The 23,773-nt window shown below is 63.9% G+C and carries 20 protein-coding genes; 17 read left to right on the top strand and 3 right to left on the bottom strand.

Going from position 1 to position 23,773, the window contains the following annotated elements; genetic code table 11:
- Positions 1-84: 84 nt before the first annotated feature.
- Positions 85-1,776: an MtrAB system histidine kinase MtrB gene (gene mtrB / locus DB708_RS06865; RefSeq protein WP_108921207.1), complete on the top strand. Its 1,692-nt coding sequence runs from the start codon at positions 85-87 to the stop codon at positions 1,774-1,776.
- Positions 1,776-3,530 carry an MtrAB system accessory lipoprotein LpqB gene (gene lpqB / locus DB708_RS06860; protein WP_108921206.1) on the top strand — a complete coding sequence of 585 codons (1,755 nt, stop codon included), beginning with the start codon at positions 1,776-1,778 and terminating at the stop codon, positions 3,528-3,530. The genes mtrB and lpqB overlap by 1 nt, the downstream gene beginning before the upstream one ends.
- 3 nt (positions 3,531-3,533) lie before the next feature.
- Here the strand turns inward: lpqB and DB708_RS06855 are convergent, their stop codons facing one another.
- Positions 3,534-4,577, bottom strand: coding sequence for a class I SAM-dependent methyltransferase (locus tag DB708_RS06855; protein WP_108921205.1), 1,044 nt, complete (start codon positions 4,575-4,577; stop codon positions 3,534-3,536).
- A 1-nt stretch (position 4,578) separates the two neighbouring features.
- The gene (locus DB708_RS06850; protein WP_108921204.1) at positions 4,579-6,051 is read right to left on the bottom strand and encodes an FAD-binding oxidoreductase; all 1,473 of its coding nucleotides are present in this window, start codon (positions 6,049-6,051) and stop codon (positions 4,579-4,581) included.
- A gap of 178 nt (positions 6,052-6,229) precedes the next feature.
- On the opposite strand from DB708_RS06850, the gene DB708_RS06845 reads away from it, so the two are divergent.
- Positions 6,230-7,267, top strand: a complete 1,038-nt coding sequence (locus DB708_RS06845) for an AraC family transcriptional regulator (protein WP_133250987.1) — start codon at positions 6,230-6,232, stop codon at positions 7,265-7,267.
- Between the two features lie 64 nt (positions 7,268-7,331).
- Positions 7,332-8,315, top strand: coding sequence for an AraC family transcriptional regulator (locus DB708_RS06840; protein WP_108921202.1), 984 nt, complete (start codon positions 7,332-7,334; stop codon positions 8,313-8,315).
- 18 nt (positions 8,316-8,333) lie between these two features.
- Here the strand turns inward: DB708_RS06840 and DB708_RS06835 are convergent, their stop codons facing one another.
- Positions 8,334-9,299, bottom strand: coding sequence for an AraC family transcriptional regulator (locus tag DB708_RS06835; RefSeq protein WP_165839755.1), 966 nt, complete (start codon positions 9,297-9,299; stop codon positions 8,334-8,336).
- A gap of 271 nt (positions 9,300-9,570) precedes the next feature.
- Here DB708_RS06835 and DB708_RS06830 point away from each other — a divergent pair, with 271 nt between their 5' ends.
- The 13 genes from DB708_RS06830 (at position 9,571) to secA (ending at position 23,756) form a co-directional block, all read left to right on the top strand.
- A complete protein-coding gene (locus DB708_RS06830) occupies positions 9,571-10,458 on the top strand; it encodes a Crp/Fnr family transcriptional regulator (RefSeq protein ID WP_133250986.1) in 888 nt (295 codons plus the stop codon).
- Positions 10,451-11,473, top strand: coding sequence for a nitronate monooxygenase (locus DB708_RS06825; protein WP_261859471.1), 1,023 nt, complete (start codon positions 10,451-10,453; stop codon positions 11,471-11,473). Before DB708_RS06830 ends, DB708_RS06825 begins: the two co-directional genes overlap by 8 nt.
- Before the next feature lie 40 nt (positions 11,474-11,513).
- On the top strand, positions 11,514-11,672 hold the full coding sequence (locus DB708_RS06820; protein ID WP_201263441.1) for a hypothetical protein: 159 nt from the start codon (positions 11,514-11,516) through the stop codon (positions 11,670-11,672).
- 15 nt (positions 11,673-11,687) lie between these two features.
- Positions 11,688-13,322 (top strand): FAD-binding protein, encoded by a 1,635-nt coding sequence (locus DB708_RS06815; RefSeq protein ID WP_235616664.1) that lies wholly within the window; start codon positions 11,688-11,690, stop codon positions 13,320-13,322.
- Positions 13,323-13,380: 58 nt separating this feature from the next.
- Positions 13,381-14,958: a GMC family oxidoreductase gene (locus DB708_RS06810; protein ID WP_108921326.1), complete on the top strand. Its 1,578-nt coding sequence runs from the start codon at positions 13,381-13,383 to the stop codon at positions 14,956-14,958.
- Positions 14,955-16,148 carry a cytochrome P450 gene (locus tag DB708_RS06805; protein WP_108921198.1) on the top strand — a complete coding sequence of 398 codons (1,194 nt, stop codon included), beginning with the start codon at positions 14,955-14,957 and terminating at the stop codon, positions 16,146-16,148. Before DB708_RS06810 ends, DB708_RS06805 begins: the two co-directional genes overlap by 4 nt.
- A gap of 37 nt (positions 16,149-16,185) precedes the next feature.
- The gene (locus tag DB708_RS06800; RefSeq protein WP_235616663.1) at positions 16,186-17,583 is read left to right on the top strand and encodes an aromatic ring-hydroxylating oxygenase subunit alpha; all 1,398 of its coding nucleotides are present in this window, start codon (positions 16,186-16,188) and stop codon (positions 17,581-17,583) included.
- The gene (locus DB708_RS06795) at positions 17,580-18,077 is read left to right on the top strand and encodes an aromatic-ring-hydroxylating dioxygenase subunit beta (RefSeq protein WP_108921197.1); all 498 of its coding nucleotides are present in this window, start codon (positions 17,580-17,582) and stop codon (positions 18,075-18,077) included. Before DB708_RS06800 ends, DB708_RS06795 begins: the two co-directional genes overlap by 4 nt.
- A gap of 21 nt (positions 18,078-18,098) precedes the next feature.
- The gene (locus DB708_RS06790; RefSeq protein WP_235616662.1) at positions 18,099-18,470 is read left to right on the top strand and encodes a non-heme iron oxygenase ferredoxin subunit; all 372 of its coding nucleotides are present in this window, start codon (positions 18,099-18,101) and stop codon (positions 18,468-18,470) included.
- A gap of 176 nt (positions 18,471-18,646) precedes the next feature.
- The gene (locus DB708_RS06785) at positions 18,647-19,096 is read left to right on the top strand and encodes a MarR family winged helix-turn-helix transcriptional regulator (protein WP_108921195.1); all 450 of its coding nucleotides are present in this window, start codon (positions 18,647-18,649) and stop codon (positions 19,094-19,096) included.
- A gap of 37 nt (positions 19,097-19,133) precedes the next feature.
- Positions 19,134-19,766: a ComF family protein gene (locus DB708_RS06780; RefSeq protein ID WP_108921194.1), complete on the top strand. Its 633-nt coding sequence runs from the start codon at positions 19,134-19,136 to the stop codon at positions 19,764-19,766.
- Between the two features lie 335 nt (positions 19,767-20,101).
- A complete protein-coding gene (gene hpf / locus DB708_RS06775) occupies positions 20,102-20,776 on the top strand; it encodes a ribosome hibernation-promoting factor, HPF/YfiA family (RefSeq protein WP_409347566.1) in 675 nt (224 codons plus the stop codon).
- A 136-nt stretch (positions 20,777-20,912) separates the two neighbouring features.
- Positions 20,913-23,756 carry a preprotein translocase subunit SecA gene (gene secA, locus DB708_RS06770; protein ID WP_108921192.1) on the top strand — a complete coding sequence of 948 codons (2,844 nt, stop codon included), beginning with the start codon at positions 20,913-20,915 and terminating at the stop codon, positions 23,754-23,756.
- Positions 23,757-23,773: the final 17 nt, after the last annotated feature.

Below are 23,773 nucleotides of genomic sequence, written 5' to 3'. Positions count from 1 at the left end.
CGCCGGCGACGATGCAGAGCGCAGCGATCAGGAGAAGCGGCGCGTAGGCAGAGCCGGCGAGCGTCACGATCCGGAGCGCCGCCATTGATCTGGGGGTCGCGGCGACGCATTCACGGTCACCGCTGGGGACGCACCGGCCCCATGACTCGGGGCATGAGTGCGTTGAGTCGAACCGTCGGCATTGCCTGGCGCCGTTCGTTGCAGCTGCGGGTCGTGGCGTTGACTCTGGGTCTGTCTTTGGCGGTGATTTTGGCGCTCGGCTTCGTGTTGACCAGCCAGGTCACCAACCGGGTTCTTGACGTCAAGGTCAAGGCGGGCATCGAGCAGATCGAACGGGCGCGCAACACTGTCGGCGGAATCGTCAATGGTGAGGAATCGCGCTCGCTGGACAGCAGCCTGCAGCTCGCCCGCAACACGTTGACCTCGAAAACCGATCCGTCTTCCGGTCCCGGTCTTGCCGGCGCGTTCGATGTGGTGTTGATGGTGCCGGGCGACGGCCCGCGCGCCGCGACTACCGCCGGACCGGTGGATCAGGTGCCTGCCTCGCTGCGGGGCTTCGTCAAGGCCGGGCAGGCGGCTTACCAGTACGCCACGGTGCACACCGAAGGCTTTTCGGGGCCGGCGCTGATCGTCGGCACACCGGCGTCGTCGCAGGTGGCCAACCTGGAGCTGTACCTGATCTTCCCGCTTACCAGCGAGCAAGCCACGATCACACTGGTGCGCGGCACGATGATCACCGGCGGCGCGGTGCTGCTGGTGTTGCTGGCCGGGATCGCGCTGCTGGTGTCGCGGCAGGTGGTGGTGCCGGTGCGGTCGGCGTCGCGGATCGCCGAACGTTTCTCCGAGGGGCATCTGTCCGAACGCATGCCGGTGCGTGGTGAAGACGACATGGCCCGGCTCGCCCTGTCGTTCAACGACATGGCGGAGAGCTTGTCCCGGCAGATCACCCAGCTTGAGGAATTCGGCAACTTGCAGCGCCGATTCACGTCCGATGTCAGCCACGAGCTGCGCACCCCGCTGACTACGGTGCGGATGGCCGCAGACCTGATCTACGACCACAGCGACGACCTGGACCCGACGCTGCGGCGATCGACCGAGCTGATGGTCAGCGAGCTGGACCGCTTCGAGACGCTGCTCAACGACCTGCTGGAGATCTCCCGGCACGACGCCGGTGTCGCCGAGCTGTCCGTGGAGGCAGTCGATTTGCGCACCACGGTGGGCAGCGCGCTCGGCAACGTCGGCCACCTGGCCGAGGACGCCGGCATAGAGCTGCAGGTAGACATGCCCGCCGAAGGGGTGATCGCCGAGGTCGATCCGCGGCGGGTGGAACGGATCCTGCGCAACCTGATCGCCAACGCCATCGACCACGCCGAGCACAAACCGGTGCGGATCCGGATGGGTGCCGACGAGGACACCGTCGCCGTCACGGTTCGCGACTACGGCGTGGGGCTGCGGCCCGGCGAGGAGAAGCTGGTGTTCAGCCGGTTCTGGCGGTCGGACCCGTCACGGGTGCGGCGGTCCGGCGGGACCGGGCTGGGTCTGGCGATCAGCGTCGAGGATGCACGCCTGCACCAGGGCCGACTGGAGGCGTGGGGCGAGCCCGGTCAGGGCGCCTGCTTCCGGCTGACGCTTCCGCTGATCCGCGGCCATAAGGTCACCACCAGCCCGTTGCCGATGAAGCCGATCCCACAGCCGACGCCGCCGCCCGGTGCGCCCGGCCAGCAATCGGGCATCCAGCGTCCGCGCCAGCACGAACACGCCGACAGGAGCGTGTGATGAGGCGCCTATTCATCGCGCTGCTGGCGGTACTGCTCGCCGGCTGTGCGGGCGTACCCAGGTCGTCGGCGCCGCAAGCCATCGGCACCGTCGAGCGACCCGCCCCGTCGAATCTGCCCAAGCCGACCCCGGGCATGGATCCCGACGTGTTGCTGCGCGAATTCCTCAAGGCCACGGCCGATCCGGCCAACCGGCATTTGGCGGCGCGGCAGTTCCTCACTCAGTCGGCATCCAACGCCTGGGACGATGCCGGTAGCGCACTGCTGATCGACCACGTCGTGTTTGTCGAAACCCGTGGTGCCGAACGGGTTTCGGCGACCATGCGGGCAGACATTCTGGGTTCGCTGTCCGATATCGGGGTGTTCGAAACTGCCGAGGGCGTGCTGCCGGACCCGGGCCCAATCGAGTTGGTCAAGACATCCGGCGGCTGGCGAATCGACAAGCTGCCCAACGGAGTTTTCCTGGACTGGCAACAGTTTCAGGCGACCTACAAGCGCAACACGTTGTATTTCGCGGACCCGACCGGTAAGACGGTGGTGCCCGACCCGCGCTATGTCGCGGTCGCCGACCACGATCAGCTGGCCACCGAACTGATGTCCAAGCTGGTGGCCGGGCCGCGCCCGGAGATGGCGCATACGGTCCGCAACCTGCTCGCCCCGCCGCTGCGGCTGCGCGGGCCGGTGACCCGGGCTGACGGCGGCAAGAACGGCATCGGGCGCGGTTACGGCGGTGCGCGCATCGATTTGCAGAAGCTCTCGACCACCGATCCACACAGTAGGCAATTGCTTGCCGCGCAGATCATTTGGACGCTGGCCCGAGCCGACATCCGGGGTCCGTACGTGATCAACGCCGACGGGGCACCGCTGGATGACAGGTTCGCCGAAGGGTGGACCACCTCCGACGTCGCGGCCACCGACCCCGGCGTGGCCGACGGCGCCGGCGCGGGGATGCACGCCCTGATCAATGGTTCGCTGGTGGGCCTGGACGGACAGCGGTCCGCCACAGTGCCCGGTGCGTTCGGCCGGATGGGCGATCAGACGCTGGCCGCGCTGTCTCGCAGCGGGCGGCAGGTGGCGTCCGTCGTGACCTTGCACCGTGGCGCCCCGGACATGGCGGAATCACTGTGGATCGGTGATCTGGGCGGCGAGGCGGTGCAATCCGCCGACGGGCACAGCCTGTCGAGACCCAGCTGGTCGCTGGACGACGCGGTCTGGGTGGTGGTGGACGGCAATAACGTGCTGCGGGCCATTCAGGAACCGGCATCCGGGCAACCCGCACGCATCCCGGTGGATTCCGGGGCGGTGGGGAGCAAATTCCCGGGGCCGATCACCGACCTTCAACTGTCCCGGGACGGCACGCGCGCCGCGATGGTGATCGGGGGCGAGGTCATCCTCGCCGGTATCGAGCAGACACAGGCCGGGCAGTATGCGCTGACCTACCCGCGGCGGTTGGGTTTTGGACTCGGCAACACGGTGGTGTCCCTGTACTGGCGAACCGGCGACGACATGGTGGTGACTCGCAATGACGTCGCTCATCCGGTCTCCTACGTGAACCTCGACGGGGTCAACTCCGATGCACCGGCGCACGGTTTGCAGATTCCGCTGACCGCGATCGCGGCCAACCCGTCGACCGTCTACGTTGCCGCTCCGCAAGGCGTGCTGCAGTATTCGGCGTCTGCCGCCGAAAGCCAGCAGACGTGGTCGGACGTGCCGGGCTTGATGGTGGGCGGCGCCGTTCCGGTGCTGCCGGGCTAGACGTTAGATCTTCGTCGCGATCTGCAAGCCGACATCGCCACCGCTGAGCATGACCGGTTCGGCCGCGGGCCGCAGTCCCGCGTCCCGCTGCCATTGCGCGGTATCCTGCGCGGTCCAGGTCCCAGAGTGGCTGGTCACGCCAAAGTACAGCTCGTTCAGTGCTGCGAATTGACTCGCACCATGACCACTTTCGAGTCGGATGGGTTCGATCACCGCAAAGACACCGTGCGGCCGCAGCGCCTTTCCCAGCCGCTGAAACAACAGCGCGTTCTCTGCCGCACTGAGGTGGTGTGCAAGATTGCACAGCAGCACCACGTCGTAGGACTCGGCTCCGAAATCATGCGTCAGCGCGTCGGCCTCGAGGTGGACGACGCGAGCACCCATCTTCTCGGTGGCTAACAGCGGCGCCGAAACACGGACGGCGGGGGTCAAGTCCAGGACCACCGAACGCAGCCGGGAATGACGCCGGCACAGCGCAACCGAGTAGCGGCCGTGCGATCCGCCGACGTCGATCATGTCGGTAGCGCCGCCCGGCACCGGGATGAGCTGCGCGACTTCGTGCGCCGTCAGGCCGGCTAGTGCCCGCATGGATCGCTGGTAATGGTCCCACTGCACGCCGGTCATGGTCTGGTGCAGCTCGAGGGGGATGCCGGTGCGCACATACTCGTCGACGTGCGTCATGAGCTCCCATTCATCGAATGCGAAGAGCACCGCGTCGACGATCGAGGAGGGACTCCCCGTCAGCAGCCAGGTGCGCGCGTTCGGCGTCAACGCGTACCGGCCATCGCGGTAGAGCAGGTAGTCAGCCCCGGTCAGGGCAACCAGCAGCTTCTGGGTTGCGACGGTGTCGGTGGCGCACCGTTCGGCGATTTCGGCTGGTGTGGCTGCCTGCCGGCTCAGCGACTCGAACACTCCGAGCTTGGTTGCCGCCATGATCGCGCGCGCAAGCCCCAGTGCGAAGTGGGTTTCGAAGAATGGCAACGGTAGTTGTCGTGAGGCCAGCGCCTTCCATTCCGCCGGGTCATCCGGAATCATGCCCAAGTGCATGTCAGCTATTCCGTTCAATCACGTTGGCGGGAGGTATGTTTGGGTTGCTGTTGAAGATATTACCCGGGTCGTACTTGGCCTTGATCGTGGCCAGCCGCTCGTACTTCCCGTTGCGGTAGGCCTCGGGCACCCGCGCCTCGTCGTCATAGGCCAGAAAATTCGAATAGATCCCGCCGCTGTGCCAGGCGGATGTCGTTTCGAAAGTCCTTCGTGCCCAATCGATATAAGGCCCGCGTTCGTCATCCGGATGCCATCGGGTGAGCACATTGAGGAAATGGTCGGCATGGCGATCCGGAAACGCGGTGTCGTCCTCGGCTAGCCGGCCCTGGGCGCCGTGTTGGTAAGAGATCTCCAGCACCGAAATCGCCGAAGGCAGCCGGCGCGCCGATTCGACCAACGAATCGATGCAGTCATCGGTCATCGCACCGAGATAGCCACCCTTTGTGTAGTTGCACGCGCCAGGGCCGAACAAGGCATCGTTGGCCGACTGCAGCTCGATGAAAGGCATTGCCTGGATGCCCGAGAACACCGGCGGCGCACCGCGCAGAAGTTCCTGGTTGACCGATCGCGCATCCTCGGCATCGCCGGTCCACACGCTTACCATCACGCACACCGGGGCGTCGACCAGCTCGTCTGGCACTCCCGGCTCGGCGAATGCGCGCCGTAGATAGACCACAACCTTCAGGTCGTCGGGAGCGCGGCGCATCAGCTGGTCGTAGTGTGCGATGGCATCGGCCGCATTGTCCAGGCGATACATTGCGGTGCCAACTGGAAGGTGTTGGGCGACAACGTGTGTTGTGAATTCGAACTCGGTTACGACACCGAAGTTGGTTCCCGCGCCGCGCAGACTCCAAAACAGGTCCGCATTCTCGTTCGCGCTGGCGTTGACCACACTGCCATCGGCCAACGCCACCCGAGCGGAAAGCAGATTATCGCAGGTGAGGCCATATTTACGAGTGAGCCACCCGACGCCGCCGCCCAGTGCCAGTCCCGCGACCCCGGTTTCTGACATCACGCCGGCCGGTGTTGCCAGGCCGTGGATCTGCGTCGCCCGATCCATATCGGCTAGCAGGCAGCCCCCACCCACCCGTACCGTGCGTGCCTCGGGGTCGACGCTGACCCGGCGCATCGGGCCGAGATCGATGACCACGCCGCCGTCGATCATGGAGTGGCCGGCGACGCTGTGGCCGCCGCCCTTGACGGTCAGCGCAGCGCCGTGCTCACGCGCGAATTCGATTGCGGTCACGACATCGTCATCGGTTTGACAGCGGACGATCACCGCGGGGTGACGGTCGATCATGGCGTTCCAGATGCGGCGCGCTCGCTGATAGTCCGGATGCTGACAGTGCACGATGTCACCGTCGAGTCGAGCATCCAACGCGGTCAGCTGATGATTCGAAAAGCGCTGAACAGGAACAGATTCGGCACAGATCATCGGCACGCTTCCAGTCTCGGCAAGGGGGTCGATCGGCATGCTCCCACGCTAGACCGCAAAGATCTGCCTTTGGCTCGGCTAGCCTAATTGCGCAGTGGTTTAGCCGGTTTGCGCACGGCCACCAGCACGGAATGGCGAGACGACGCTGCACAACGTTAGCTTGTTGTTGCGCGGGGGCGTAAGGGGTGTCAGTGGATTGGAGGAGGAAGGCGACCGAGTGACGGAATCACCGACGGCGGACCCTTCGGATACGCACATCTGGAAGTCGGCGAAGAGTTTTGACGACTTTGCCACGGTGTGCTGCGGCCGGCGTCACATGAGCATGTTGACCGATCCCGAGTCGTTCGCAATGTCTCATCGGGAGGCGCGAATCGGTGCAGCGACGGTGTCCGAAATCGCGATCGGGTCCGAACTGTCGATGGATGCGGGCGAGCTGTGCGGCTCCTATCGAATCATCGTGCTGTGCTCGGGACGCTCCGAGGGCGCGTACCGGGGTCTTTCTTTCTTGGGCGGGCCCGGCGCTGTCGCCGTATACCCCCCACAGGGTCGGGCCGCGGCGCGATGGAGCGCTGGAAGCCGATTGATCTCTTTCAAGATCTATGGTTGCGCCGTCGACGACGCGCTCAGCGATGCACTCGGCTGGCAGGTGATGTCCCAGCCCGATTTCACGCCCGTCATGCCAACCGGTGCTTCAGCGACCCGAAGCTGGATCAACATGGTGGCGCTGTTCAAAGATCAAGTCTTTCAGCCCGACAGCGTGCTGTATCAGCCGTTGGTGGGACTTCCGTTCGTCGACAGCTTGGTGCGTGGCTTTCTGCTTGCCGCTGATCACCCGCATCGCGAAGCCCTCGCCAAGGACGTACGGCTGTTTGCACCCCGTGCGATTCGGTCCGCGATCGAAATCATCGAAGAAGAAGCGCATTTGCCCTTGACGTTGACCTCGATCGCCACCCGTGCGCACATCAGCGTCCGCACGCTTCAGCAAGGATTTCAGCGTCACCTGGACACCTCGCCGATGGCATATCTGCGCGAGGTCCGGCTGCGCAGAGCACACCAGTCGCTGCTGAGGTCGGATCCCTCGACGGTGACCGTTGCGTCGGTTGCGTACCGATGGGGCTTCACCAACCTCGGCAGGTTCGCCGCGGCCCACTCCGCGCGCTACCGCGAGACGCCGACGGAGACCCTGCGCCGCAGGGCATTCCAACGCTTCACCGCCGATGAACGGGTCAACGTCAGAATCGTTCGTCGGCGATAGGTCTTGTTACCCAGCTAGTAGGAATTTCGACACAGCGTTTCAGTAGTGAGTAGGAGGTACCACGGTGACGGCAGACAACAGGGCCTGGATCGCCGTGCGCTCATTGGACGAGTTCGCCGAGCTGCGCAAAAACCAGCCGGAGTCATCGCCCTGCTGGTGGCCCGACATCGGACCGATCGAGGACGCAGACTCGTTTTCATTCACACACCGAGTGCGTCGACTCGGTCCGATTACCTTGCTGGACGTAGTTTTTCACAATGACGTGTGGGTGAATGGCGGTGATATTCGTCCGCACTATCACGTCACCCTGCCGGTTGCGACATCCTTGTCCGCAAGAGGTAGCGCACTTTCCTTCGTCTCGAAACCGGATTCGGTGGTGGTGTATCGGCCTGAGGGCAAAGCCGCCATCTCTCGCTACACCGGCCGGCTGCTGGCCGTGATGATCGATCGGCATGCCGTAGAGGATGCTCTCGCGGCCGCGCTGGGGCGCTCCGTCACTACGCAGATCGACTGCGACCCCATCATGGTGACCTCGACTCAAGCCGTGCGCAGCTGGATCAGCATGGTGTCGCTGTTTGCCGAACTGCTGTTCCAGCCCGGCAGCCCGGTGCACCAGCCGATGGTTGGCATGCCCTTCGTCGAGAGCTTGGTCCATGGTCTGCTGCTGGCCACCGACCACTCCTACCGCGCGGCGTTGGAAGGCGAGGCGGCCGAGCCCGAGCCGCGGGCGATCCGAGCCGCGATCGACGTCATCGAGGCCGAAGCCGATCAGCCGTTGACGGTCTCGCTCCTGGCCGAGCGCAGTTGCGTCAGCGTCCGCACGCTGCAGCAAGGGTTCCGCCATCACCTCGGTGTCACACCGATGGCGTATCTGCGTGAGGTCCGGCTGCGGCGTGCGCACCAGGCCTTGGTCGAGTCCGACCCGTCCAGGGTGACCGTTGCCTCGGTCGCGTGCAGGTGGGGTTTCACCAATCTCGGCAGGTTCGCCGCCGCCCACACGGCTCGCTATCGGGAATCGCCGTCCGAGGCGCTGCGCCGCAGTGCTTAGCGACGGCCGGGCGCACGGTCAATACCGGTCTCTGGACGCGCGGAACTCTCTGCGGCGCAGTGTTTCTGAAGGCGGCTCGCCGTAACGCTCGGCATGCGCAGTCGCAAATCGGCCCGGATTGGTGAAGCCCCAGCGGAATGCTATTGAGGAGACGGTGACCGACGAGGGATCCGAGTCGAGCAGGGCCTGGTGTGCCCGGCGCAGCCGGACCTCACGCAGATACGCCATCGGAGAAACATCCAGATGGTCGCGAAAGCCCTGTTGCAGGGAGCGAACGCTGACGTGGGTACGCGTCGCAAGCGCGGATATCGTCAGCGGCAGATGCGCCTCCGCCTCGATGATGTCGAGGGCGGCGCGAATTGTGCGAGGCGCCGGTCGCGGTGCAGCTGCCGCGACGGCCTCGCGATCGGGGTGGTCGGCAGCGAGCAGGAATCCACGGATCAAGCCGTCCGCGAACGGCAATCCGACCAGCGGTTGATTGAACAGGCTGTCGGGGCGGGAGATTTGTTCGTAGAAGAGCAACAGCATGCTGATCCAGCCGCGGCCGGCCGGGGTCGTCATCGCCACATTGGGTGCGAAGTCGACTTGCGACGTCACCTGCCGGCCCAGCGCATCGCTCAGCGCATTGTCGACAGCGTTGCGGTCGAGCTTCACCCCCAACATCTGGGTGCCGGCCGCCCATCGTGCTGCGGTGTGGCCTTCCGGCCGGTACACGGCGACGGTGCCCCGACCCGCGTGCTGGGCCGAACCCCGGTGCGTCGACTCAAAACGTCCCGATCGCATCACATTCACGCGGTAACCGCTGCAGTGCTCACCGCAATCCAAGGCCACGTCGGACCTGACCACAAGTTCGGAAAGGGTGACCGGACCGACGCCACCCGCGCGCTGGGTCAGCGCAAACGAATCCGGGTTGCTCAACAGTGTGAGGTGGGGGTGTTCTTTGCAACACAGGATGGCGAACTCGTCGAGCGTTTTCGCAGTCATCCATGCGGCGCTATCCGGTACGACAGCTCTCGGTGAATCGGTCATCCGATTGCCAGGCTACGCTCGCCAATAGCAGAGGTCACGTGCACAATTCTCACTTTTGCGTATTTTGGCCTAAATCCTGCGTGTGATGGCTCGGACCTGTCCGCGGCTGCCGCGGGGCACGGCTGATGCCCGGGTGTGTGCCTGAGCTGGGTTCGGTACGCAATCTGTCCAGCACGTCGCGTGCGGTGGCTACCCGATTTACCCTGGCCTACATAGCGTTAACGGTGTGACGAGTCCGGCTGCGATTGCTCTTACGCCCATGTTGATGGCGGTGGCGCTGTTGGGGTGGGAGACGGCAAGCCCGATCGGGCTGACGCTGGACAGAAAGCGGGACAACGGAAGTGCGTTCGGTGCCGCCGCGTCGGCCGAAGCCGAGACAGCACCAGCGCTGCAACTCTCGGAGCATGACGAGGTGCACCGGGCACTGGCCGCATCCGGAATATTCAGCAGAACCAGTCCCGAAGTGGTCACCGAATTATCCACGCAGCTGAAGCCCGCGCGCTTCCCACCGGGACAGAATTTGGAGAGCCAAAGCAGCTTCGGGCGTTACGTTTACGTGATCGTCTCCGGAAAAGTCAAAGTTTTCTACCAGCGACCCGACGGTCGCGGGATCGTGCTGAAGCTACTGGGCCCGTCCGAAATATTGGGAACTGACTCACTTTTCGATGCGGGTCCGCAAGAGATGAGCATGATCACCCTTACCGATGTTGTGGCGGTGCCGATTGACCGCGATCGACTTCTGCAGTGGATGGTCGAACAGCCGGAGGTTTGCGATCAGGTGCTACGCCTGTTCGCCCGCCGGCTAAAGGCAATGACCGACAGTTTGTTCGACCTCGCGTTCGCCGACGCACAGAGCCGTGTCGCAAGTCGGCTGTTGTTGTTGAAGAAACAATTTGGCCAACAGGACGGCGATGTCGTGCGGGTGGTGCACGATCTCACGGCGGGCGATCTCTCTGATCTTGCCGGCGTCGATCCGGAGACGATCTGCGCGACGTTGCGTGGATTCGAGGCCAACGGGTGGATCCGTCTGGATGACAGCAGCATCGTCATTGTCGACGGTCACGCTCTTAGTCAGGTGCGGCAGGTAAGTATGGGGGAGGTTTGTGGTGTTTGACCGATTTGCGCTGGGGGATTTGAGTGTTCGTGTACTCGGTGCGCCGATGGCGGGTGGAGTTTCGACACCCGCATTGGCCGCCGCGGTGTCCAACGGCGGCGGCCTGGGCTTTCTTGCGGGGGGCATGCTGTCCGCCGAAGAATTGGCCGATTCGATCCTGGCGGCTCGCAGGCTGACCTCAGGCCCACTGGGAGTGAATTTGTTTGTGCCCCATGCGCCGGTGGCGACCATCGGGGAGCTGGGTGCGTTCGCGGCCATGCTCGAGGACGAGGCTGAACATTACGGTGTGGCGCTAGGTGAACCGCATGATGATGACGACGAGTATGCGGCGAAGCTCGATGTGGTGTGCGATCTGCGACCAGAAGTGGTCTCCTTCACCTTTGGTTCGCCGACCGAAGCGGCATGCCGTCGACTCACTGATGCCGGCATCCTGACGCTGGCCACGGTGACAACCGTGCGAGAAGCGTTGATTGCGGTCAGCTTTGGTGTGGACGCAGTGGTAGCGCAGGGTCCCGATGCGGGCGGGCATCGGGCCACGTTTGATCCGCTCGCCACGCCGCCTGGCGATACTCTCGATGACCTGGTGTCGGCGCTGGTCGCCTGCTTTGACTGTCCTGTCGTCGCGGCCGGGGGACTGGGGACTGCCGCGGCCGTGCGGCGGGTGCGCGGTATCGGCGCCGCCGCGGTCCAGCTCGGCACCGCGTTTTTGCTGGCGGACGAAGCCGGAACCAACCCGGTGCACCGCGCGGCATTGCGCGACGCGGAATTCACCGAAACCGTGGTGACGCGAGCGTTCACCGGACGGTATGCACGTGCGTTGCGCAATGGCTTCATCGACAGGCATGACGCTCATGCGGTATTCGGGTTTCCTCAGGCCGCCATGATTACCGGCCCCATCCAGGCGGCCGCGGTCAAGCTGGGCGACCCACATGGCGTCGGCATGTGGACGGGCGCGGAATTCCGCAATGTGCGAACGGGTTCGGCCACCGACATTGTGCAAGAGCTGGCGGGCTGACCGCCGGATACTTCGGGCGCTGCGCAGAAAGGTACTGACTATGGGTTCCGGTGACCAGAACGTCGAGATCAGCACGGGCGCCTCACGCGGAACCGGCGCCGTCGACGACATCGTGCACGGTGCGCTGTATCTGGAGATAATCTCCTTTGTCACCGGCGAAATCCTCCACATCGACGGCGGCATGAGCGCCGGCCACTGAGGGATCGGAGCCGAGGTGATCGTTCCTGAGGACAACGAATTCGACGTGGTAATTGTGGGATTCGGCGCGGCCGGCGCATGCGCGGCAATCGCGGCGGCCGAGCGCGGTGCCCGGGTACTTGTCGTAGACCGGTCGCTGGGCGGGGGAGCCACGGCTTTGTCTGGGGGAGTGGTGTATTCGGGCGGCGGTACTCGCTACCAGCGAGCCGCCGGTTTCGAAGATACCCCCGTCAACATGTTCAATTATCTCCGGCAGGAGGTGGCCGGCGCGGTTGACGACGAAACTTTGCGCACGTTCTGTGACGGGAGTGTGCAACGGCTTTCGTGGCTCGAGCGTCACGGTGCGCGGTTCGCCGCCTCGTTGTGTGACTACAAGACGTCCTATCCCACCGATCGGCACTATCTTTACTTCTCCGGCAATGAACGGGCCTTTCCCTACCGTCTGAACGCCGCACCGGCTCCACGCGGGCACCGGCAGGTTGCCAAAGGCATGGGTTCTGGTCGCGCTCTGTATCGGGCGCTGCGCCGATCCGCCGAGGGGTTGGGCGTGGAGTTCTTGCCCATGACTCGCGCCGAGGAACTGGTGATGGCCGACGGTCGGGTAGCGGGGCTGCGTTGTCATACCGTCACTGATTGCAATCCGCTTTTACTGCAGCACTATTGGCGCACCACTCGGCTGCGCGACTGGCTGACGAACTGGGCACCCAGTGTTGCCCGCGCGCTTCCCACGGGCGCGGCGCGATTGTGGCAGCGCACCAGTGAGCTGATACTAGTGGCGCCGAACGTGATCTTGGCTGCCGGTGGATTCACATTCAACCGCGACATGTTGCTTCGCTATGCGCCATCCTTCGCCGGCATATCGCCCCTGGGGACAGAAACCGACGACGGCAGCGGCATCATGCTCGGGACGGGGGTCGGCGGTGCGACCGGGTATCTGCACAGCGTGGCCGCCTGGCGATTCCTGAGCCCGCCCGCGGCGATGCAGGAGGGCATCATCGTCGGACTCAGCGGCGAACGCATCGCCAGCGAAGACCTGTACGGTGCCACCCACGCCGGCATCATGGTGCAAAAGTTCGGTGGGCGCGGATATCTGATTCTCGATTCGGTCATGTTCAAGCGGGCGCGTGCCCAGTTGTCGACGCAGACGTCGCCGTTGCAACGAATCCAGATGAGCACTGTCTTCGCTACCGCATTCCGTAAGGCAGCCACGCTGCCTGAACTTGCTGCCGCGCTGGGAATTTCGGCGACAGGGCTGACGGGCACCGTGGCTGCCTACAATGATGCGGCGGACTCCGGCCGCGAAGACCCGGCGCGCAAGACACCCTCAATGTGCCGTCCGCTGAGATGCGGGCCCTATTACGGCCTCGACATCTCGGTTCGACCCTCGCTGGCGTATTTCGTCCCGGGAATGACCTTGGGCGGCTTGCGGGTGGATGGCGCCAGCGGCCAGGTATTGAACGAGTCGGGGTCTCCGATTCGCGGGCTCTATGCCGCCGGCCGCACCGCGGTAGGTATCTGTGCCAACTCCTACGTCAGCGGGCTGTCGCTGGCCGACTGCGTGTTTTCCGGAATCCGTGCCGGCGAACACGCTGCCGTCGACTGTCTCACTGGGTCGCGTGAATTAGACAGGGGGGCAACGGGTGTCGATTGAGTCAGCCACCGACGTCGACAATGACCTGGACCGGCGGATCCGGGAGAACCAGCGGCGACTGACCGCCGACCTCGCGCCGCACTACGACTTCGTGGTATGCGGTGCGGGATCTTCGGGATCCGTCGTTGCTCGGCGTTTGGCCGAAGACCCGGCGGCCAGTGTGCTGCTGGTGGAGGCGGGCGGCAGTGACGACGTGCCCGGCGTCACCGAGGTCAGCCTGTGGCAGACGAACCTCGGCAGCGAGACGGATTGGGCCTTTCCGGCCGAGTCGAACCACCATCTCAATGGGCGCTCGCTGTTGCTGTCCATGGGCAAAGTACTGGGTGGGGGCTCGAGCATCAACGCGATGACGTGGGCACGCGGCCACAAGGCGGATTGGGACTTCTTCGCCGATGCGTCGGGTTGCAGCGCTTGGGGCTACGAGTCGGTCCTGGACATCTACCGGCACATAGAAGATTGGCAGGGCACCCCCGATGATCGCCGGGGCAGCGGCGGCCCCGTCCACGTGGAACCGAAACGCGATCCACACCCCGTCGGTCCGGCAGTGCTGGAAGCCGCCAGATCGGTGGGTGTGGTCACTTTTGACAATCCGAACGGAAAGATGATGGAGGGCAGGGGCGGTGCGGCGATCATGGATCTTCGTACTCGCGGGAACAAGCGCGCATCGGTCTTTAAGTCTTACACCTATCCGTATATGGACCGGCCGAATCTGACCGTCTTGACGCATGCGTGCGTCCGGCGCGTGATCATCCAACACCAGCGAGCCATCGGCGTCGAGGTCCGTTATGAAGACGAACTGCGCCAATTCCTCGCAGGCACAGAGGTAGTCCTGTCAATGGGCGCAATCCACACGCCGAAGACTCTGATGCTTTCGGGGGTAGGAGACCAACACCAACTCCGGCCCTGGGGGATCCCGGTCGAACAGCATCTGCCGGGTGTGGGCCGCAACTTTCACGACCATGTCGCGATCAGCTGCCTGTGGCAACGGTCGGACGGTGGCCCTGCCCACCACACCGGCGACACGGTGCTGTTCTGGCCGAGTGAGGCCGGCGGCGAGGAGCCCGATCTCTTTGCGTGCCAAGGCGCGCTGACGATCGGTAGTCCGGAGAGTGTCGCGCGATTCGGCCTGCCCGACGCCGGCTGGGGATTTTTCGGTGGGCCTACTCACCCCCAAAGCCGTGGCAGGGTCCAATTGATCAGCCCGGATCCCGACTGTGCCGTCAAGGTCGTGCACAACGCGCTGTCGGACTCCGACGACCTGCGGCTTATCGTGAGATGCGTTGAGCAGCTGCGGGAAATCGGAAACTCAGCGCCGCTGCGGCCCCACACGAAGCGTGAGGTGATGCCCGGCGACCTGGCGGGCGACGATTTGCTGACATATCTGCGCGACGGCGCACTGTCCTACTGGCACTACGTCGGCTCTGCCAAGATGGGACGCGACGCGTTCTCTGTGGTCGACGGCACCCTGAAGGTCTACGGCGTGGAAAACCTGCGCGTCGCCGACGCATCCGTGATGCCCAGAATCACCGCGAGCAACACCATGGCGCCGTGCGTGGTCATCGGCGAGCGCGCTGCGCAGGAGATCAAGTCCGAACACCGTCTGGCGAATTGCGCAGGGTTGGGGGATAGAGCATGACCAAAGTCTTAGATATCGATCTGGCCGATGGTTGCTTCTATGCGGGTGGATTCGCACGTCAGGCCTATCGCTGGATGCGCGAGCACCAGCCTATCTTCCGTGACCGCAATGGCTTGGCGGCCGCGGCGACGTATCAGGCTGTTGTCGATGCCGAACGTAATCCGGCCCTGTTTTCCAATAGCGGCGGAATCCGGCCCAACCTTGCGCCAATGCCTTACATGATCGACATGGATGATCCCGAACATCTGCTGCGCCGCAAGCTCGTCAACGCAGGCTTCACCCGTAAACGACTACAGGAGAAGGGATCAGCGATCATTCGGCTATGCGACAAGTTGATCGATGTGATCTGCGAGTCGGGCCAGTGTGACTTCGTACGTGATATCGCCGCGCCGCTCCCAATGGCGGTAATCGGCGACATGCTGGGCGTGTTACCCGAGGACCACGAGACGCTGCTGAAGTGGTCCGAGGATATGGTCGGTCGGCCGAGTGCGGACGGCAGCGAGGCGGCACTACAAACGGTGGCGGACGCATTCGCCGGATACGCGGCCTACGCATTGGACACCGTCGCCAAGCGCAGGACACGCCCAACGGATGACCTGTTAAGTGTCCTAGTGAATGCCGAAGTCGACGGGCACAAGCTGTCCGACGACGAGATCGTTTACGAGTCATTGCTGATTCTGATCGGCGGCGACGAGACCACCCGGCACACTTTGTCCGGCGGAACCGAGCAGCTGTTGCGGCATCGCGACCAGTGGGAGAAGCTGTGCGCGGGCCCACAACTGTTGCCCGGCGCGATAGAGGAAATGTTGCGCTGGACCACGCCGATAAAGAACATGTGCCGCACGATGGCTGTGGATACCGAGTTTCATGGCACTTCGTTGCATGCTGGCGAAAAAATCATGCTGTTGTTCGAGTCGGCTAACTTCGACGAGACCACCTTCGGCGATCCGGAGAACTTCCGCATCGACCGTAAACCCAACAATCACTTGGCATTCGGATTCGGCACGCACTTTTGTCTGGGCAATCAACTGGCGCGCCTGGAACTGTCCCTCATGCTCGGCCGGGTGTTGCAACGTCTGCCCGACCTGCGCTTGGCCAGTGCGGACGAATTGCCCTTGCGGCCGACAAATTTCATTTCTGGTCCGGAGTCAATGCCGGTGATATTCACCCCATCGAAACCTGTTGGCTAACAATGTTGGTCGAGATATCAATCCCTAAACACGTGGTGTGGATGTCGGTCACCCGGCGGCCATCCTGCGTGACGGAAAGAAGAATATTATGCGCAGCCCTGATGTTCACCAGACGGCATTCGGCACAACCGATCCCTTGGTGATCGATGATTTCTGCGAAGGAATATTTCGGGTTCATCGTTCAGTATTCACCTCCCCGGAGATAGTTGAGCTCGAACAGGATCGGATCTTCAATCGCTGCTGGCTTTATGTCGGACATGAGTCAGAAGTGCCTCATCCCAACGATTTTCAGACCCGCAGGGTTGGGGGCAGGGAGGTAATCTACAGCCGCGACCGACACGGTCAGATCCGCGTCATGCTCAACACCTGTCGACATCGCGGCGCCGAAGTGTGTCGCGAACCTCGGGGCAACCGGAAGGTCTTCACCTGCTTCTACCACGGGTGGGCCTACGACGACACCGGTGCACTGATCAGCGTGCCCGGCGACGATGCCTACAGTGCGGGCTTTCGCAAGGCGGACCATGGACTGTGCCGCCCCCGTTGCGAAAGTTACCGTGGTTTTACGTTCGTCACCTATGGCCCGGACGCTCCCGAGCTGCAGACCTATCTTGCCGACGCGCGTTACGTGTTCGATCTGGTGGCAGACCAGTCTTTGGCCGGTATGCAGATCGTGTCGGGGACCCACTATTATTCGATGAACGCCAACTGGAAGCTCCTGATGGAAAACAGTTGCGACGGCTATCACGCGTTCAGTGTTCACCAGACATATTTCGAAATGATGCTCAGCATGGGGGTCACCCCGGGATTGGCGGCCGAACAGGGCAACGGCCGGGCGGTGTCGCTGGGGAATGGCCACGCCGTGATCGAAGGCCCCGAACTCGGCATGCCGATCGCGTCCGAGAAGATTCTGTCCGCCATCTCGCAACGACGCGCCGATTTTGTCGCCCGGCTGGGCGAATCTCACACGAAGCGGATGCTCAATACCAGCCGAAACCTGATCGTGTTTCCGAACATGGCCGTGATCGACCTAAACTTCGGCATCCAGGTGCGCACCATGTTCCCCACTGCGTCCGACCGAACCGAAATCACCGGCTGGCAATTGATTCCCGCCGATGTACCCGCCGATGTGTTGTCCTACCGCTTAGACAACGCAATGAGTTTCTGGGGGCCTGCGGGCCTGGCGACTCCGGACGATGTCGAAGGACTCGAGCAGTGTCAGCGCGGATTCTCTGCGGTGAAAGAGGTTCAGTGGTCCGATGTTTCGCGGGGAATGGGCGCCGCTGAGCCCACCGTCGTCGACGAATTGCAGATGCGAGCCTTTTGGCGGCAGTGGAATACCGCGCTAACCGGTCAACCCGCACGCCCCGAAGGGCCGCGGTATGACACCTCCTACCTCGGCGTAGAGCAGCGATCCGCGGCAAGCGGTGTGCGATGACCAGCGTGGCGCTTGCGCTGGTCTCCCGCGCAGATGTCGAGGACTTCCTGTATCACGAAGCAGCGCTGCTCGACGAATGGCGCTTGGGGGAGTGGCTGGATCTGTTCACGATGGACTGTGTGTATGAGGTGCCGGCAACCGACCGCCCCGACGAGGCGCTCGAGGAAAGCTTTGCGCTGATCCGTGATCTACGCCCGATGCTCGAGCAAAGGGTGATCCGCTTACGAAAGCCGACCGCGCACGCCGAGTTCCCGCATTCCAGGACACGACGACTGATCACCAACGTGCGCATCATTTCTCGTACTGACGACGAGCTGAGCGTCGCTGCCAATTTCGTCGTCTTTCGGATACAGCGTGGCGTTGAGGTGAGCTATGTGGGTCGATATCACTACGTCTTGGCCGCTACCGCTGAAGGTTTCAAGATCCAGCGCCGCAAAGCCACGCTGGATCACGACGTGTTGGACCCCCACGGCAAGATCAGCATCATCCTCTGAAGGCGCGGTACAGACGGAGGATTGGCGCAAAGCATGCTTGTATTAGCCTGCAGCACAGATGAACTCGCTGATGGTGACGGCCGACCGGCGCTTGGTGCGCGGAATGTCGCGATCTTTCGCGTTGCAGGTGAGTTCTACGCCACTCAGGACTCCTGCAGTCACGAACAGTGGTCGTTGGGCGAGGATGGCGAACTCGAGGGCTACCAGGTAGTCTGCCCACTTCACCAGGCGCGCTTCGATATTCGCGACGGCCGTCCGCTGTGCCTTCCCGCCCTCACCGCGCTCAGAACCTACCCTGTAGTGGTGCGCGACGGTCAGGTGATGATCGACATCCCCGACGATCACGACAGCGCCGCTGTAGATGCCGCCGCAGATTTGTCATCGCCCGAGTAGGGCAAGGTGAGCCCCCCGGCGGCCGGGCCAACAGGGGCTCCTGAAAGTAACTAGTGCACCAGATACCCTGCGTACCAGGGGATTGGATACCAGGCAATGTGGCGTGGAACACCGTCGCAGAAGCCTTGGCTACGAGTCACTCGAATCCCTAGTGACTTTGGCTAGAATGTGCAGCTATGAACGCCGCACCATCGCCCAAGACCGACGAGGTACGGCTCAACGACATGGTCTGCTTCGCGTTGCACGCGGCATCGCGGGCGATCACCGCCACGTACCGCCCGCTGCTCGAGCCTCTTGGCTTGACGTATCCGCAATACCTTGTGCTGGCGGCATTGTGGGAGCAGGACGACCGGACCGTCGGCGAGCTGGTCGAACTCCTGCAACTCGACTACGGGACGATGACCCCGTTGCTGAAGCGACTCGAAAAGCGCGGGTTCCTCCGGCGGACCCGTAGCCCCGACGACGAGCGCAGTGTCATCGTCGGTCTGACCCGTGAAGGCGAGCGGCTGCGCGCGAGCGCCAACGGGATCTATCAGGCGATCAGCGAGAAGTTCGACTTGTCGGCGAATCGCGCCCGGTCCACGCACAAGATGCTGCAGTCCATCATCGAGAAGGCGAACCACTAGCGGGTCAGCTGTCAGCCCCGGTGGCGACAATGGCGGCGTGCTTGATTTGATCCTGCCGACCGAATGCGGCGGCTGCGGGGCTCCGTCGACCCGCTGGTGCGGCGCGTGCGCCATGGAGTTCGTCGTCAAGCCCGACGAACCGCACCTGGTCAGTCCGCGAGTCGACGCGCAAGCACCGGTGTTCGCGCTCGGGCGCTACGCCGGTGCCCGTCGTCAGGCGATCCTCGGGATGAAGGAGCACGGGCGCGGCGACCTGGTCGCGCCGCTGGCCCAAGCGCTGGCAGTCGGCGTACATCGGTTGCTGGCCTGGGGGATCGTCGCAACGCCGTTGACGATCGTGCCCGCGCCGACCCGGCGTTCGGTGGCACGCCGGCGCGGCGGCGATCCCGTCACCCGGTTGGCAACGCTCGCGATGGCCCGGCACCCGGACGTCGCCGTGGTGTCGGCCCTACGCATGCGGGCGCTCACTCGTGACTCGGTGGGTCTGGGGACCGCCGAGCGCGAGCGCAACGTCGCGGGCCGGGTGCTGCTGCGGGGCCGGCGGCCGCTCACCGAGGTCCTGCTCGTTGACGACATCGTCACGACCGGCGCCACGGCGCGCGAATCGGTCCGGGTGCTGTCCGCCGCCGGGGTCCGGGTGACCGCGGTGCTGGCGATCGCCGTCGCCTGAATCGCCGATCTCGCCGTAAACCAGTGAAATAGCCAAGAAGACGTGAAGAACTCGCTACGGGTTCATCAAATTGGTGGCACGGCAGGGCGAACACGAGCTAACGTCGAGGACAATGTTCAAGAACTCTTCGGGACTCACCGGTTCCGACTCACGGGTCGTGATTTCCCAGGTTGAGACGCCAAGTGCGGAGGGGGTGAGCATTCGACACCTTGCACCGGCGGGCTGCCTGCGGCCGCAACCGCGCTAACCCCGTCGGCGCTCATTCAAATGATCCGGCACGCAGGCGCGTGCGACGTGAAAAGAGAAATGAGTTGTCACGTATGTCAAGACTCACCGTGGATTCCACTCAGCTACTGGACGAACCGCCGGTAGGCATCGACGCGCAGGAACCGACAGCCACCGCCGAGGTCGTCTTCAAAGGCCGCAATGTCGAGATTCCCGATCACTTCCGCATCTACGTCTCGCAGAAACTCGCCCGTGCGGAACGATTCGACAAGACCATCTACCTCTTCGACGTCGAACTCAAGCATGAACGCAACCGTCGCCAACGTAAGTCCTGTCAGCGCGTGGAGATCACCGCGCGGGGCCGTGGGCCGGTAGTTCGTGGCGAGGCGTGCGCCGACAGCTTCTATGCCGCACTCGAATCCGCGGTGGTCCGGCTGGAGAGCCGGCTGCGCCGCGGCAAGGATCGCCGCAAGGTCCATTACGGCGAAAAGACCCCTGTGTCACTGGCCGAGGCCACCGCGGTGGTCCCACCGCGCGAGAAGACTTTCGGTAACACCGCGTCCGCCGACGCACACCAACACGACACCGGCGACGACGACCACCAGCCGGGGCGGGTGGTGCGCACCAAAGAACACCAGGCCACCCCGATGTCGGTTGACGACGCGCTCTACGAGATGGAACTTGTCGGACATGACTTCTTCTTGTTCTACGACAAGCAGAGCGAGCGACCGTCGGTGGTCTACCGCCGCCACGCATATGACTACGGACTGATCCGGCTGTCCTGACGGGTCCTCGGACGGCGACCCGCTGCACCCGGCGGTGCCGCGCTGGCGATCGCCGCTACGGCGGTCACCACGGCGTCGTCCCCTACCATGGGAGTCGCTTTAACGAAGACGACTCCTACCAACAGGGGACATAGCTGTGCTGGAAAAGCTGCTGCGCCTCGGTGAAGGTCGCATGGTCAAGCGCCTCAAGCGGGTGGCCGACTATGTCAACACCTTGTCCGACGACGTCGAAAAACTCACCGACGCCGAGCTGCGAGCCAAGACCGACGAGTTCCGCAGGCGCCTCGAGGACGGCGAAGTCCTCGATGACCTGCTGCCCGAGGCGTTCGCGGTGGCCCGCGAGGCCGCCTGGCGGGTGCTGGACCAGCGCCCCTTCGACGTGCAGGTGATGGGTGCCGCGGCCCTGCACCTGGGCAACGTCGCCGAGATGAAGACCGGTGAGGGAAAGACCCTGACCTGTGTGTTGCCCGCCTACCTCAATGCGCTGGCCGGCAACGGCGTGCACGTCGTCACGGTCAACGATTACCTGGCCAAACGTGACAGCGAGTGGATGGGCCGGGTGCACCGCTTCCTCGGTCTGCAGGTCGGGGTGATCCTGGCCAACATGACACCCGACGAGCGTCGGGTGGCCTACAACGCCGACGTCACCTACGGCACCAACAACGAGTTCGGCTTCGACTACCTGCGCGACAACATGGCGCACTCGCTGGACGACCTGGTGCAGCGTGGGCACACCTTCGCCATCGTCGACGAGGTGGACTCCATCCTGATCGACGAGGCCCGCACGCCGCTGATCATTTCCGGGCCCGCCGACGGTGCGTCCAACTGGTACCTCGAGTTCGCCCGGTTGGCCCCGTTGATGGACAAGGACACCCACTACGAGGTTGACCTGCGTAAGCGCACTGTCGGTGTGCACGAGCTCGGGGTGGAGTTCGTCGAGGACCAGCTCGGCATCGACAACCTCTACGAGGCCGCGAACTCGCCGCTGGTCAGCTACCTGAACAACGCGCTGAAGGCCAAAGAGCTGTTCAACCGCGACAAGGACTACATCGTCCGCGACGGCGAAGTGCTGATCGTCGACGAGTTCACCGGTCGCGTCCTGGTCGGCCGTCGTTACAACGAAGGCATGCACCAGGCCATCGAGGCCAAGGAGCACGTCGAGATCAAGGCCGAGAACCAGACGCTGGCCACGATCACGCTGCAGAACTACTTCCGGCTCTACGACAAGCTCGCGGGCATGACCGGTACCGCCCAGACCGAGGCCGCCGAGCTGCACGAGATCTATAAGCTGGGCGTGGTCGGCATCCCGACCAACAAGGAGATGATCCGCGAGGATCAGTCCGACCTGATCTACAAGACCGAGGAAGCCAAGTACATCGCGGTCGTCGACGACGTTTCGGAACGTTACGAGAAGGGCCAGCCGGTCCTGATCGGTACTACCAGCGTCGAGCGCTCGGAGTACCTGTCGCGTCAGTTCACCAAGCGCCGCATCCCGCACAACGTGCTCAATGCGAAGTACCACGAGCAGGAAGCCGGCATCATCGCGGTGGCCGGCCGCCGGGGCGGCATCACCGTCGCCACCAACATGGCCGGCCGCGGTACCGACATCGTGCTGGGCGGCAACGTCGACTTCCTCGCCGACCAGCGACTGCGTGAGCAGGGCCTCGATCCGGTGGAGACGCCCGAGGAGTACGACGCGGCCTGGCACGAGGAGCTGCCCCGGGTCAAGGAAGAGGCCAGCAAAGAGGCCGAGGAAGTGATCGAAGCCGGCGGCCTGTACGTGCTGGGCACCGAGCGTCACGAGTCGCGGCGTATCGACAACCAGTTGCGCGGCCGCTCCGGCCGGCAGGGCGACCCTGGCGAATCCCGCTTCTATCTGTCGCTGGGCGACGAGCTGATGCGACGGTTCAACGGTGCGGCGCTGGAGTCCCTGCTGACCCGGCTGAACCTGCCTGACGATGTGCCGATCGAAGCCAAGATGGTCACCCGCGCCATCAAGAGCGCCCAGACACAGGTCGAGCAGCAGAACTTCGAGGTCCGCAAGAACGTTCTGAAGTACGACGAGGTAATGAACCAGCAGCGGATGGTGATCTACGCCGAACGCCGGCGGATTCTCGAAGGCGAGAATCTGCAGGAGCAGGCGTTCGACATGGTCCGCGATGTGATCACCGCGTATGTCGACGGCGCGACCGCCGAAGGCTACGCCGAGGATTGGGACCTTGACGCGTTGTGGTCGGCGCTCAAGACGCTGTACCCGGTCGGGATCGCGCACGAGAGCCTGACCCGTCGAGACGCCGACTCCGAGCATGACGATCTCACCCGTGACGAGCTGTTCGATGCGCTGGTTAAAGACGCCGAACAGGCTTATGCCACAAGGGAAGCCGAGCTGGAGGAAATCGCCGGCGAGGGTGCGATGCGGCAGCTGGAACGCAATGTCTTGCTGAATGTCATCGACCGCAAGTGGCGTGAGCACCTCTACGAGATGGACTACCTCAAGGAGGGCATCGGGCTGCGCGCGATGGCGCAGCGCGACCCGCTGGTCGAATACCAGCGCGAGGGCTATGACATGTTCATGGCGATGCTCGACGGCATGAAGGAGGAGTCGGTCGGCTTCTTGTTCAACGTGACCGTGGAGGCGGTGCCTTCTCCCCAGGTCGCTCCGGTGGAAACCCCGTCCGGGCTAGCGGAATTGGGGACGTCGACGGCCGCTGCCGATGAACAGCGGGAGGAAGCTGCGCCCACCGCGCCGCGCGAGCAGGCTGCAAGTACGTTGCGTGCCAAAGGCATTGACAACGATGCGCCTGCTCTGACGTATTCCGGTCCGGCAGAAGACGGTTCGGCGGAAGTCCAGCGCAACGGCGGCGGCACGCAGAAGACTCCGGCCGGAGTGCCTGCCGGCGCCAGCCGGCGCGAGCGCCGCGCTGCCGCACGCCAACAAGGCCGGGGCGCCAAGCCGCCGAAGTCGGTCAAGAAGCGCTAGCTCGCCGTTGATTTGAG

This window comes from Mycobacterium montefiorense, assembly GCF_003112775.1.
Taxonomy (GTDB): domain Bacteria; phylum Actinomycetota; class Actinomycetes; order Mycobacteriales; family Mycobacteriaceae; genus Mycobacterium; species Mycobacterium montefiorense.
Note: the sequence above shows the minus strand (reverse complement) of the source record. Positions and strands in the feature narration are given on the sequence as shown.